General features: G+C 72.3%; 7 protein-coding genes. 3 read left to right on the plus strand and 4 right to left on the minus strand.

Annotated features, from left to right (window positions below):
• Positions 1-2: 2 nt before the first annotated feature.
• Together ACFP2T_RS19090 and ACFP2T_RS19095 are read right to left on the minus strand one after the other, a co-directional pair.
• Positions 3-746, minus strand: coding sequence for an ABC transporter ATP-binding protein (locus tag ACFP2T_RS19090; protein ID WP_377423601.1), 744 nt, complete (start codon positions 744-746; stop codon positions 3-5).
• Positions 743-1270 (minus strand): PadR family transcriptional regulator, encoded by a 528-nt coding sequence (locus tag ACFP2T_RS19095; RefSeq protein WP_377423603.1) that lies wholly within the window; start codon positions 1268-1270, stop codon positions 743-745. The genes ACFP2T_RS19090 and ACFP2T_RS19095 overlap by 4 nt, the downstream gene beginning before the upstream one ends.
• Before the next feature lie 257 nt (positions 1271-1527).
• On the opposite strand from ACFP2T_RS19095, the gene ACFP2T_RS19100 reads away from it, so the two are divergent.
• From ACFP2T_RS19100 to ACFP2T_RS19110, 3 genes are all read left to right on the plus strand, one after another.
• A complete protein-coding gene (locus ACFP2T_RS19100; RefSeq protein WP_377423605.1) occupies positions 1528-2403 on the plus strand; it encodes an alpha/beta fold hydrolase in 876 nt (291 codons plus the stop codon).
• Between the two features lie 751 nt (positions 2404-3154).
• Positions 3155-5527, plus strand: coding sequence for a polysaccharide lyase family protein (locus tag ACFP2T_RS19105; protein WP_377423607.1), 2373 nt, complete (start codon positions 3155-3157; stop codon positions 5525-5527).
• Positions 5528-5846: 319 nt separating this feature from the next.
• Complete coding sequence (locus ACFP2T_RS19110; protein WP_377423609.1) at positions 5847-7673, plus strand: glucuronyl esterase domain-containing protein; 1827 nt, start codon at positions 5847-5849, stop codon at positions 7671-7673.
• A gap of 7 nt (positions 7674-7680) precedes the next feature.
• On the opposite strand, the gene ACFP2T_RS19115 is transcribed toward ACFP2T_RS19110, so the two are convergent.
• Entirely contained in the window at positions 7681-10458 is a 2778-nt protein-coding gene (locus ACFP2T_RS19115) for an ABC transporter permease (protein ID WP_377423611.1), read from the minus strand.
• The gene (locus ACFP2T_RS19120) at positions 10455-13643 is read right to left on the minus strand and encodes an FtsX-like permease family protein (protein WP_377423613.1); all 3189 of its coding nucleotides are present in this window, start codon (positions 13641-13643) and stop codon (positions 10455-10457) included. Before ACFP2T_RS19120 ends, ACFP2T_RS19115 begins: the two co-directional genes overlap by 4 nt.
• Positions 13644-13648 lie beyond the last annotated feature (5 nt).

Genomic DNA, 13648 nt, shown 5'->3' on the forward strand with positions numbered 1-13648 from the left:
CCTCAGTCCTCCAGCCCGACGACGGTGCGGAGCTGCCCGGTGGTGCCACCGGTCAACCTGGTCTCGTCCACGAACGCGCCGTCGCGCATCGCGATCATCCGGTCCGCGATGGCCGCGATCCGCACGTCGTGGGTGACGATGACCAGCGTCTGACCGGACTCGTGCAGGCCCTCGAAGAGCCGGAGAACGTCCATGGTCGACGCGCTGTCCAGATTTCCGGTCGGTTCGTCGGCGAGAACGACCGATGGTTCGTTGCTCAACGCCCGGGCGACCGCAACCCGCTGCCGCTGGCCACCGGACAACGCGGAGGGCAGGAAACGCGCCCGGCCGGCGAGCCCGACCTGCTCCAGCAGTTCCTCCGCACGCCGTCTGGCGGCCCGCGGCGAGCCTCCGGCCAGCAGCGCCGACAGCTCGACGTTCTCCACGGCGGTGAGCTCCTCCATCAGGTGAAAGGACTGGAAGACGAAGCCGACGTCAGTGCGTCGCATCCGAGCCAGTGCCTTCTCGCTGATGTTGTCGATGCGGCGGCCGTTCAGCGAGACCTCTCCGCCTGAGAGCCGGTCCAGCCCGCCGAGCAGATGCAGCAGCGTGGACTTCCCGCAGCCGCTGGGTCCCGTTATCGCCACCGTCTCTCCCGCGCCGACGTCAAGATCGATCCCGTCGACGGCACGCACCAGTCCCTCCCCCTTGCCGTACTCCTTTCGCACCCCGCGAGCGCGAAGCACGGGCGTGGCGGCGTCGCTCACGATCCACTCCTCCGGTGGGTCCAGTTCTTCTCACATGCCTCGAGCCAGCGCAGATCCGCCTGGAGTCGGAACACGATGCCCTCCGACAACAGCGCCGCGTCCGAGTGGTCCGGCTCGGCCATGGCGGCGCGCTGGGCGTCACGCAGCCGGCGCAGCAGCTCGCGGCGCTGGGTATCGACGATGGTGAGCGGGTCGGCCAGCCGGGCCGTCGCGGCCGCGATCAGCTTGAGATGGAACTCCGCGAGGTCGGGCCTTGGCCAGCTCACCTCGGCGATCCACTCGGCGACCCGCTGTTGGCCGGTGGGGGTGAGCACGTACACCTTGCGATCCGACTGGTCGCCGCCATCGGCGGACCTCTCGACCGCCAACAGGCCGGCCTTCTCCAGCCGGGTCAGCGTGACGTAGATCTGCCCGGCGTTCATCGCGTCGCCGAGCGGGCCGAGCGCGGCGCGCAACCGCGCACGCAGTTGGTAGCCGTGCGAGGGTTCCTTGGCCAGCATCGCCAGCACCACTTCCTGCTGCATCGACCCTCCTCCCGGATAACCGTTAGCTAATAGATAACGGTTATCTCCTGTCGCTGTCAAGTGGATCGACGGGGGTGTCGGTGGCGGCCCTCTCGCACCCGCGGTGCGTATCGACCCACTCGAGCCCGATCCACTGGCCCCCGTCGCATCCTGGGCGGCCCGCCCGGCGGCAGCGCGCCGATGCGTCGCTCGGCTGCCGGCTGCGACCCGCGCGCCCAGGACCCCGCTCCGTTCCCGCCGGTCGTAGTCTCACCGGCATGACGAACACGCAGACGCACACCCTCGCCGTGCCCGGCGCCGACCTGGTCTACGACGTCCGCGGCCCGCTCCCCCCGTCCGGCGGGCGCCCCGCGTTGCTCATGATCGGCCAGCCGATGACGGCGGAGGGCTTCGAAGCGCTCGCCGCGCACTTCACGGACCGCACAGTCGTCACCTACGACCCGCGCGGCCTGGGCCGCAGCATCCGCAAGGACGGCCGGTCCGACCACACGCCGCAGCAGCAGGCGGACGACCTGCACCTGCTGATAGCGGCGCTCGACAGCGGTCCGGTCGACGTGTTCGCCAGCAGCGGCGGTGCGGTGACCGCACTCGAACTGGTCGCGACCCACTCCGGCGACGTCGCCACGCTGGTGGCGCACGAGCCGCCGATCAACGCCGTACTCCCCGACGCCGCGGCCGCCGAGCGTGCCCGGGCCGCCTTTCACGAGGCGTACCAGGCGAACGGCACCGGCGCGGGCATGGCCGCGTTCATCGCGATGACGTCCTGGCAGGGCGAGTTCACTGACGCCTACTTCGCCCAGCCCGCGCCCGACCCGGCGACGTTCGGGATGTCGACCGACGACGACGGCACCCGCGATGACCCGCTGCTGTCGAAGAACTCGTGGGCGATCAGCGACTACCGCCCCGACGCGGGCGTGCTCACCGCAGCACCGACCCGGGTCGTGATCGCGGTCGGCGAGGAGTCGGCGGGAACGTACACCGCGCGTACGGCCGAAGGCATGGCGGCGTTGCTCGGCCAGAAGGCCGCGGTGTTCCCGAGCCACCACGGCGGCTTCCTTGGTGGTCAGTTCGGTTACGCGGGCAAGCCCGAGGAGTTCGCGGCAAGGCTGCGCGACGTGCTGGACGCCGGCTGACCGGATCCCGAGAATCCCTGATCCGCTCCACTGGGGCTCTGCGAACTCCCGGGCGCGGAAAGCGGGCCTATTGCCGGTTGCGAGAGGTTTGAAAGCCCGAGGAAAACCCCTCCGCAATCGCGAGCGCCCGGCGGGGTTGAGCCAGATCAACCTATTGAACTGTTTCAATTTTGCCCGACCAAAACAGATTCATCCGACTGCGACGCGACCAACGAGGCCGGCCCGCCCGTCATTGTCATTCTTGGCGGTTCCGACGAGCGGCGGGCCAAGCGGGAGCGCCAGCTGGCGTTGGTGACGGAGCAGTGGGTGCAGGGCCATGCCAGCGGCTTCGGCTGGCGGGCGCACCGCCCGGCCGGGCCAGCGGTTGACCACGGGCGACACGGGCGGGCCACCGCGTCCCGGGGCCCGCCCCTTGACAAGCCACTCCTGCTACCGCAACACTCTTGAAACCTGAATCGATTCAAGCAAGCGCTTTCCCGCCGGCGGTCAGCGGCACGGCGAACGATGTCCGGCCGACGTCGACCCGGTCGATCCCGGCCGGACGCCACCGATCAACTTGAGCCGGAAGCCCCCGGTCGCCGGTACCGGTCGCGGCAAGCCTTCCACCCGGAGCCACTCCCACCCCCAGGCGACTGTCGACATCACCGACGCACCGTACTTCTTCGAACCCGACATGGAGATCTCGTTCAACGCCAACGACGGCCGGTCCCGAACCACCGTCATCGGGCATTGCGACAGGAGGACCAGTCACATGGCCGCAGAAGTGTCCCGACGAACCGCCCTCGGACTGATGGGCGCTGCCGCGACCGCGCCAATCCTGTTGGGCCGAGGCGACGCCGCCCGGGCGGCGCCCACGGCGAACGACGTACAGGTCCTGATCAACGGCGCTCCGGCGGTGCCCGGCAGCTACCCCTTTCCGGACGACGTCGACGCCCTGGCACTCGACAACGGACTGATCCGGTTCACGTTCGGCCGTGACGACGCGGCCGGCGGCATCGTCACCGGCTGGACCGACGTCTCCATCACCGCGACCTCCATCGTGGTGGACGGCGTGGAGCTGGCGCACAACCTCAACGGCGTGGAGCCGCGCGACCCAGACCGCCAACACTCGTTCTACATCGACGCGGGCGGCGGTAGCAGCCGGCTGGTCTGCACCGAGGTGCGGGTGCTACGCGCCAGCGTGGATCTCGTCGAGGTGGCGTTCGTGGACAACACCAGCCCGAGGCTGCGCCACGAGCACCACCTGATCATGCGGCGCGGCAAGCGGGGCCTCTACGGGTACAACATCCTCACCGCGGTGGTCGCGCAGTCCATCAACGAGGTCCGGATGAACGCGCGATGGGACCGGGCCATCCTGGACCACGCATTCAACTGGGAGCGTGGCAAGGGCCAGCAGCCGACGTACGCCTACCTGGAAACGCAGGTCCCCGTCCAGGACGAGGCCCGGCGGGTCGACGGCGTCAACAACCCGGATCTGCCGTCGCCGGAGAGCAATTCCGGCAACCTGCCGCCGGGCAGCGCCTACACGAAGTACGACTGGAGCCTGTACCACCACGAAAACCCAATGTTCGGACACTACGGACACGGTTTCGGAGCCTGGTTCACCCCCCTCGGCGGGGTGACCGACCAGACGCTGTGCGCGTTCTACGGCGTCGGGCCCAACCACCAGGACCTGGCCATCCACCAGGACGCGCTGATCCTGAACTACTTCGGCGCCAACCACTACGGGCTGCCGGCGTATCCGCTGTTCGCCGACTACCAGCGGCTGTACGGGCCGTGGTACACGTTCGTCAACACGGGCGACCCGGACGACCCGGACGCGATGATCGCCGAGGCGGCCGACATCGCCAAGGCGGAGATCGAGGAGAACCGGGGCGGCTCGGACTGGATCGTCGACCCCTTCTACCCGCCGCCCGACCAGCGCACCACGGTCACCGGCCGGTTGCGCATCGCCGACGGCCGGCCCGCCGGCGGGCACTGGGTCCTGCTGTCCACCCAGGACGTGACCGACGTCTACACCATCCACGAGCCGACCTACTTCGTGAAGACGGCCGAGGACGGCACCTTCAAACTGCCCGGCATACCGCCGGCCTGGCAGCCGGGCACCCGCACGCCCGGCACGTACAACCTCTACGTCTTCGCCGCCACCGGATCGGTGACCGACCAGCTCAAGCTGACCGGGATCACCGTCAGCGGGGCGCGTCAGGATCTCGGCAAGATCGAGTGGGCGCCGACCAACCACACCACGTTCCTCTGGCAGATCGGCTCCGCCAACCGGATGGGCGGCGAGTTCGCCCTCGCCACCGACCCGGAGACGTTCGCCAACCCGCGCAACTTCGACAAGCCGGCCCAGATACCGGGGAACCTGACGTTCGCGATCGGGGAGAGCTGGGAACCGCAGGACTGGTACTACGCGCAGACGAACGCGGGCACCTGGACGATCACGTTCGAGCTGGACCGCCCGCACACCGGCACCGCGTACCTCACGGTCTCCAGTTCGATGCAGCGGAGCGGCCGGCCCACCGTGGCCGTCAACGGTTCCGCGACGGGTATCACGGGTTCGCTGCCGAACAACAACGACTCGACGATCGCCCGCCAGGCCGACCGCAGCGGATTCCCCCGGCTCGCCACGCTGTCGTTCCCGGCGTCGATGCTGACCGTCGGGACCAACACGATCACGTTCACCCGCGGAGCGGGCACCAGCGCCGGCGACGGCTTGGGGTGGGACACCCTGCTGCTGGAGGTGGACGAGGATCCGGCGCCCCGCCCGGCGCGACTGACCGGCCGGGTGACCGGTGTCGACCGCCACCAGCACGGCCGCCCAGGCGCGACGGTCTGGACGGTCGAGGTGACCAATACCGGCGGCGGCGCCGCGAACGACGTACGGCTGGACGGCTTCGCGCCGACCGGACCGGGCAAGGCCGGCAGGTCCGGCCACGCCATCACGAGCCGGGACCCGGGCAGGTTCCCGGTCCCCGTCGCGGCAAGCATCCCACCCGGCGGTACCGCGACGTTCGAGGTGCGGGTGGACTTCACCAGGGCCCCGGATCTGTTCCGGAGCAAATTCGAGATCCGGGTCAGCGCGAACGGCGGGCGGTCCCGGGCCGTGTTCACCGGGCGCTGACAGCCGTGTCGGCGCTCGACGATCGAGCGACTGCGTCCGTGGTCGGACGGAGCCGCCGAGCCGCCAACCAATCTGTCCCCTGTCACCTCGAGACACCAGCGCCGATCCAACAGGAGAGAACCGATGGAGAATCCAGAAACTGCCGAACCCACGCCGCGACCCCCACGCGGGTGCCGGTGGGGAGCGGGGCACGTCGAGGCGAACTCTGCTCCGTGTCGTAGGCGTCTCCCCCTTGGGCTTGGCGGTCGCAGGGGCGCCCGCCTCGGCACATGGTTCGACGAGCCCCACCGGGCAGGGCGAGGTGGCGGCGAACGAATGCGTGGAGAAATTCGGAGCGTTTCCGACCCTGCCGATCAGCACCGTCCAGGATCGGGACCAGATGCTCTGCCAGCTTGGTGCGAGACTGCCGAATCTGGGCTCGTGGCTCGACGACCCGAACCGTGCGCCGAACGTGACCGGAGACCCGGCGGCCCGGCTCTGGTTCGATGCCCTTGGCCACCCCGTGCGACGGGGAGCGCTGGGTGGACTTTGGACGAGCTATGACGACGCGACCGGTGACGGTGCCACCGGGCTTGGCACCGGCGACAATCCTGACGTTGACGGTTGGGGCTACACCCCGATCGAGCTGCTGGCGATGAAGGACGGGACGCCGGTGCGGACGTCCCATGATTGGTGGAACAAGCGCCGTCCGGAGATCTTCAAGGCAGTCCAGGAAGAGTTGTACGGCAAGATCCCGGATCGTCGGCTGTGGCCGAAGATCACCTGGGAACTCGGGGAGATCTCGTACGGCACGGCGGACGGTGTCGCGTACGTCGAGCGGACGATAACCGGGAACATCGACACGTCCCGTTACCCGCAGGTGCGGAACCCACCACGGATCTTCGGCACACTTCGGATCCCGCAGCAGGCGTACGACGCCCGGACCAACGTCCCGGTGGTGATCGTGTTCGGCGGAACGGGGAGATGGTCGAACCTGGGGCCCGAAGGATGGGGAATCTTCGGGTTCTCCAATGCCCAGCTTCAACCGGACAGCGGCGGGGCCAACATGTCCAGCTACATCATCGGCTTGATCAACAAGGGCCACTGGAGGAAGCCGGACGACTGGGGCGCGTTGGCCGCCTGGAGCTGGGGTATCAGCCGGCTGATCGACTTCTTCGACGCGTCGGCCGAGTACGTCGGTGTCGACGCCAACCGGATCGGAGTGCAGGGGCACTCGCGGTACGGAAAGGCCACGACCGTCGCCGCCGCCTACGATCCCCGCATCAAGGCGGCGTACGCGAGTTCGTCCGGATCCCTCGGGGCGAGGATGAACCGCCGCCACTGGGGACAGGATCTCGAGGTCGAGGGCGACTACGCCAACAACGCCGGCGAGAGCCTGGAGTACCACTGGATGGCGGGGAACTACTTCAGGTGGATGGGTCCACTGGTCGACGATCCGGACTACCCCGGCGTCGGCCTGGTGAAGAACGGCACCTACAAGCCGCGCAAACTGGAGCTGATGAGTGTCGATGGACACTCGATGGTGGCACTGGCCGCGCCCCGCGTGGTGTACATCACCGGCGGCAACGCCAATGACGCGTGGGCTGACCCGCGGGGCATGTATCTGGCCGGCGTACACGCCACGGCGGTCTACAACCTGGTCGGTGTCGACGGACTGGTCGTGCCTCCGGGGACGGAGTTCACCTCGGGCCCCGGCGAGTCGATCGGTGGGACTCCGCCGTTCGACCAGGCGTTCATCGACGGGTACGTCGGCTTCCGGCGGCAGAACGCCGGCCATGTCGACGCACCCGGGTGGCCCGCATTCGTCGAGATGTGCAAGAAGGTCTTCGCTCTCGCGCCGTTCCCCGATGCGACCAACGTCAAGGCGGGGAAGCAGGTGACCAGCGGGAAGTGGAAGGTCGAGGGCCTGACCGGTCCGACCCGGGTCAGTGTCGTCAACGGCGAGTACCAGACCCGAGGAGGCTGGAGCAGTAGGCCAGGTGTGATCGAGAACGGACAGCACATCCGGGTCCGGCACACCAGTTCCCGCCTGGCCGACGCGCCGGTGGTGACCACCCTGAGGATCGGCGACGACACGTACACCTTCACCAGCATCACCGCCCCCGACCGCGGCCGTCCAACTCGACGAGGTCACGATCGCCCCTAGCTCGCGGCTATCCCCCGCCCGCCCGGAGCACCTCGCCCAGCCGCCGGCGGCGTCGCATCGCGAACTCGATCCGCGCCACCGCGACGACCGCCGTCGGCAACGCGACGGCGAGCAGGCCGATCTGCCACCACGGCAGCACCAGGGTGGGATCGACAGCCTGCGCGGTGAGCAGCCGCAGCGCGAGCGGACCGAGGGTCAGGCCCGCGAGCACCACGCCGAGCAGCGGGCCGCCCAGCGCGGCGACGACCACCGGCGGCAGCAGTTCGCCCACGGCGACCCGGCGGGCGTCCGTCGGCCGCAGGCCGAGTGTCCGCAACCGGGTCAGCGTCTGCCATCGCTCCGGTGCGCCTGCGGCCGCGCCGAGCACCAGTCCGAGCAGACCCATGGCCAGCAACATCGTGATCGAGGCCCACCCCAGCCGCAGCAGTCCCATGGCCAGCGGCGCGGCCCGGCGTTGCGCCAGCACGTCCTCGCGTACCACGACGTCGGCCGCGACGGTGCTGTCGGCGACCGCCCGACCCGCGCCGGGGCCGGCCGCCCACACCGTGTTCAGGACGACCGGCACACCGGCGGCGGAGATGGCGGCGGCGTCGACGATGACCACGTCGTCGGCGTCGCCGACGGTGGGCGCGGCGCCGACCACCGCGAGCGGGACGGCCGGGCCGTCGTCCCGACGGAGTTCCAACCGCGCACCGGGCCGGAGCCGGCCGTCGGCGGAGCGCACCAGTGCCGGAACGGGCCCGGGGGCGGTGCCGGCCACCGCGAGCCGGTCGAGTTGCGGCCCGTCCGGCAGCGGTGTGGCGGCCAGGAGCCCCGCAAGCGCGGCGGTGTCCACGATCACCAGACGGGGTGCGACGAGCGTCGAATCGGCGGCGACCCGCGCGCCGTCGGTCACCTGCGCGGCCACCACCTGCCGCACTCCGGGCGCGACGGCGATGCGCTGGGCGAGGTCCGCGGTGGAGGCCGCGTCGACGGGGCTGACGTCCAGCCGGGCGTCGGCGCCGACGGTGCGCCACGCCCCCTCCGCGAGGCCCCGGACGGCGGTGGCCTGGAGCGTGAGCGCGAACGACGCCAACGCGACGGAGGTCACCAGGACCAGCAGTGGCAGCACGCGTGCCGACGTCGCCGCCGCCCGCGCGGCGCCGAACACCGCGAGCGGACGCCGGGAGCGGAGGGAGCGCCGCAGCGCGAGGCGGGTGCCGGTGGGCAGCAGCCGCAGCAGGACGAGGGTACCGGTGAGCGCGCCGAGCGCGGGGGCGCTCGCCGGCAGTGCCGCGCCGCCGTCCTGGCCTGGCGCTGGCCCGGTCGGCGCGGAGGAGACGGCCGGCAGGATCCCGCGCTGGTGCAGGGCGACGAAGGCGCCCACCGTGGCGGCCAGGACCGCGGCCTCCAGGGTGGCCCGGCGCAGTTGCCCGGTGCGGCGGATCCAGCGGCGTGCGGCCCGGTTGGCGGGCACGCGTCGGTCCCGGGTGGCCCGGGCGGCGGCGAGCGTGCCGAACGCCGGGCCGGCGACGACCGCCGCGAGGACCACCGGAACCGTCCACGTCCAGGAGAGCCCCGGGGCGACCGCGACCGCCAGCCCGAGCCCGGCCACGGCGGCCACCAGCGCCAGCACCGTGGACTCAAGCAGCAGTTCCCCGGCGAGGTCGGGCAGGGACGCCCCGCGCTGCCGGGCGGCCGTCAACGCCGGTGCCCGGCGCCGGACCAGCAGCTCGGCGGCGAGCAGGAGCACCAGCACCGCGCTGGCCAGGACCCCGATGAGCAGTACGGATGCCTGCGCGGTCGCGGCGGCGATCTGGGTCCGCACGTCCCGTAACACGGCGTCGAGCCGCGTCTCCCACTTCAGTGAGCTGTCCCGGACGCCGGAGGAGCCGGAGGACGACTTGAGGGCGACCACGGTCGCGGCGACGGTCTCCGCGGAGTCCCGGGTCAGTACCTCGGGGTCGGCGCTGAACCAGACGGTGCGCTCCAACTCGTCGTCGACGAAGGCGAGCCGGGCGTCCGGCAGGGAGTCTGCGGACAGCAGCCCGGCAAGCCGAGTACTGCCCACCCCGTCCACGCCGGGAACGGGCTGCAACAGCCAGGGTGCGAGCTGCCAGGCCGGATCGCTGCTGTCCGTCGCCTCGAAGACACCGCTGACCTGTACGTGCTTTACCCTCTTCCGCTGGTCCACGAGTGGGATGCGGTCTCCGGGACCCACGCCGAGGGCCTCGGCGTCCGCCTTCGAAAGGCCCACCTGCACCGGCCAGGGCGGTCCGCCGTTGGGCACCTCGACGCGGCTGTCCACCTCCGGGACGGCGGGCCGGGGGGCGCCGCCCGCGATCCAGGTGACGCCCGGACCACCACCGGCGGCGGGATCGTTGTCGAGGTAGGTGAGCTGGAAGGTCCGTTGCACGCTGCCGTCTGTGATCTTGAGCGTGCTGCTGGTGACGGCGGCGACGGACGGGCGAAGCACGGCCCGCAGGTGGGGTTCGAGTTCGTCCCGGGCCGTCCCGCGCAGGTCGGCGACGGCCTCGGCGAGGTGCGGGTCGCGGACCCGCCCGCCGCTCGGCCCGGTGTCCGGTTCCCAACGGGCATGTACCCGGACCGCGGCGTCGTCGGCGTCCCGGCGCACCGCGTCCTGCACGGCGTCGTCGGCGGTGGCCCGGATCAGCGTCGGCACGGCGCCGGCGAACAGCACGACGACCGCGACGACGACGGCGGTCAACAGCAGTGGCCCGGCATCGGCGCGGGGGCGGCTGCGTACGGTCGGCCAGTGCACCGCCGGTCGCCACAGCCCGCTCACGAGCTCACCCGCAGGTACCCGGCGTCGGGGCGGCGGGTCCGAACGACGACCACGACCGCCACCGCGAGCAGGCAGGCGACCAGCAGCGGGGCGAGCAGCGCCGCCTCGGCCGACCACGGCCAGTACGCGACCACGGGCGGGACCGGCGCGGCTCCGAGGTCGGAGCGAACCAGCGGGGGTGCGACCACGAGGGTGGCGAGCGCGCCGACGGCCGTACCGGTCAGTAGCAGCGGCAGCAGGACGCCGGCGTACTGGCCGAACAACAGCGCGCGGACCTCCCGTCGGGTCATCCCCAGCCCGCGCAGCCGCGCCACCTCGACGGCGCGGGTCCGCAGGTCGACGAGGACGTGCAGGACGACACCGGCGACCAGTAGCAGGGCGGCTGCGGGGACGAGCAGCCGGAGCGCGGCCGGCAGGCTGGCACGCAGCGGCCCTTCGCTGAGGCGGGCGGTCTCCCCCGCACGGGTGGTGACCGTGCCGATGTGCAGGGCGGCGGCCCGCGCGGCGGCGTCCGTCCGGTCCGGATCGCCGACCCACCAGCCGTCGACGGGGTACTGGAAGTTGCCGGCGACCACCAGGGCACGGGAGAGGACGTCCAGGTCGGCGAGGATGGCGGCGGCACCGGGGGCGGACGGGACCTCGGGCACCGCCTCGGCGACGACCACGGAGATGGCGGTGTTGCCGACGGCGATACTCAGGGACGAGCCGGGTCGCACCCCGAGTTCGTCGAGGAGGCGGGCCGAGGCGGCCACGGGCACCGTCCCGGGTACGGGGAAGGCGGTCGCGACGAGGTCGCGGGCGGCGTCCTGAGGACCGGTGAACTGGACAGCCGTCGTCATCCTCAGCTCGGTACCCGAGGCGGTGGTCGCGAACGCGACGGCCGGGTCCGTGAGTTGCCCGGGTGCGGGCGGGGCGGAGATGGCCGTCCACGGCGGCGCGCCGTTGGGTGCGACCGCCCCCGGCGCCGTCAGCGTCACGGCGACCCGGCTGCGCTCGGGACCGGCCGGTCCGGCGGACGGATCGGCCGCGATCCGCAGGGAGGCCGCGACCAGTTCCAGGCCGTCGGCCGTCACGCACTCCGGCAACCGGTGCACCGCGCCGTCGAGCGGCACGGGCCCGCCGGTGCAGGTGGTCCGCAGGCCAGTGGCGTCCTGCAGCAGCAACCTCGGGGTCGCCAGTACCGGGGTCGCACCCGTCGCCGTGCCGGTCAGGGCGAGGGCGGCACCGGCCGGGAGGGCGACCCCGCCGACGCGGGACGGCGGCGCCAGTGCGGCGCCCACCTCCGCCCAGCTACGGTCGCCGTCCAACCGACCGCGGAGCAACGCCTCGGCGCGGGCGGTGTCCACCGCGACCAGCCGTGGCGCGTCGCCGGCGGTGCCGAGCCACTGACCGATGGCGACACCACGTCCGGTGGCCGGGCTCACCGCTCCGCCGGTCGCCGCGCTGACGGCCGCGCCCTGCCCGGCGACCGGCGAGGTCGTCAACGCGATCTCCAGGTCGGTGCCGACCGAGAGGTCGGCCTGGTCGTGCTGCGACCGTTCCCAGGTGGCGCCGAGGGCGATCCCGAAGGTGCCGGCTCCGCAGGCGAGGCCGATCAGCAGGCCCGCGGCGACCGCCCGGGGCCGGCGGGCGGCCTCGAACGCGGCCAGTGGAAGTGCCAGCCCCCGGGCGCGGCGGGCCAGCCTCTCGGCACCGTGCAGCGCGGGCGGCACAAGGCGCAGGGCCAGCGCGGCACCCGCGGTCAGCAGCAGAGTGGGCGCGACCACCCGGACGGCGTCGATCCGGCTGTCGGCACCGGTGGCCTGAGCGTGCAACTGCCACAGACCGACGGCGGCGAACGCCAGGAGCAGCACGTCGGCACTGGAACGGGCGAGCAGCGCGCGGGGGGCGCGTCGGTCGCCGACCGTGGCTGCGGGCCGTGCGGCGAGGGTCACCAGCACCGCGGCGAGCGCCAGCACGCCGCCGCCGACGACGAGCACCTGCGGTACGGTCACGGCCGGTGGCCCGGCGAGGCCGGCACCCGCCAGCGGCGGCAGCCGGGTCAGGCCGGCATGCAGCAGGGACGAGGCGGGAACCGCGAGCGCGGCGGCGAGCAGCGCGAGCGTACCGCCCTCCACGGCCGCCCCGGCGGCGAGCCGACCACGGCTGAAACCGAGCGTCGACAGCAGGCCGGTCTCGTCGGCACGTATCCCGGCGGTGAGCCGGCTGGCCAGCGCCAGGGCGGTCGCGGTCAGGACCGCGCCGAGCAGGGCGACGGCGAGCACCGTGGCGGCGGTGACCCGCTGCTGTTCGCGGGCGGTCAGCAAGGTCTGCGGCAGGGGCGAGGCGAGGTTCTCGATCCGCACCCGGTCGCCGAGGATTCCCGCCAACCGGCGGTCGGCGCCGCGTACGGCTCCGGCGACCGCTTCCAGGTCGTGGCGGGCGGGGGTGGAGAGGTCGGGGTCTGCGGTGATCTCCATCCGGTCGATGGTGTGACTGCCGGAGAGCAGGTCGGCGAGATCGACGACGAGCGGACCGTAGGCGTGGACCAACTGCGGCTGGCGCCCGTCGCTGAAGGCGAGGTCGTAGCCGGCACCGCCGAGCGGATCGCGGTCCCAGCCGGCGCCGGGCAGCGGGCGTACGACACCGACGACGGTCACGTCGATCGCCGGGGCGGGTGCGTCGTTCAGCTCCGCGCCGAGCCGGACGCGGCTGCCGAGGGTGAGACCGAGCAGCCGCGCGGTGGGTTCGAGCAGGACTGCCTCCACGGACCCGGCCCCGCCGACGGCCCGTGGCCAGCGTCCCTCGACCAGTGTGGTGCGGGCCGGCAGGTCGTCCATTGCGGACAGGTACGTCTCGGTCGGGACGTCGGTCCGCCCGGCCAGGTTCGCCGGCAGCGTCCGGAGCGCGGACGACGCCCGGGTGGCCGTCGTCGCGGCGAACGGGGCGAGGGTCGAGGTCAGCAGCTCGCGGGTGTCGGCGGCCACCGAACTGGCGTGGGCTCCCGGTACGGCGACGGTGTAGGCGGTGACGCCGACGTCGCCGGGGGCGGCACGGGCCGCGGCAACCTCGTACGCCCGATCGGCGGTGCTGGTGATCAGCAGGGCGCAGGTGCCGAGCAGGGTCGCACCGAGCGCGACGACCGCCAGCAGAGCCGCGAGCAGCGGCCATTGGGCGCGGGCACGCAGCCCGAGCAGCCTCAGCACGCGCC

Origin of the sequence: Plantactinospora solaniradicis (assembly GCF_042658085.1) — a bacterium.
Taxonomy (GTDB): Bacteria; Actinomycetota; Actinomycetes; order Mycobacteriales; family Micromonosporaceae; genus Plantactinospora; species Plantactinospora solaniradicis.

Coding starts and splice junctions, on each gene's coding strand:
- ACFP2T_RS19095 (WP_377423603.1), bottom strand. CDS start 1,270: ATGCAGCAGGAAGTGGTGCTGGCGATGCTGGCCAAGGAACCCTCGCAC.
- ACFP2T_RS19100 (WP_377423605.1), top strand. CDS start 1,528: ATGACGAACACGCAGACGCACACCCTCGCCGTGCCCGGCGCCGACCTG.
- ACFP2T_RS19105 (WP_377423607.1), top strand. CDS start 3,155: ATGGCCGCAGAAGTGTCCCGACGAACCGCCCTCGGACTGATGGGCGCT.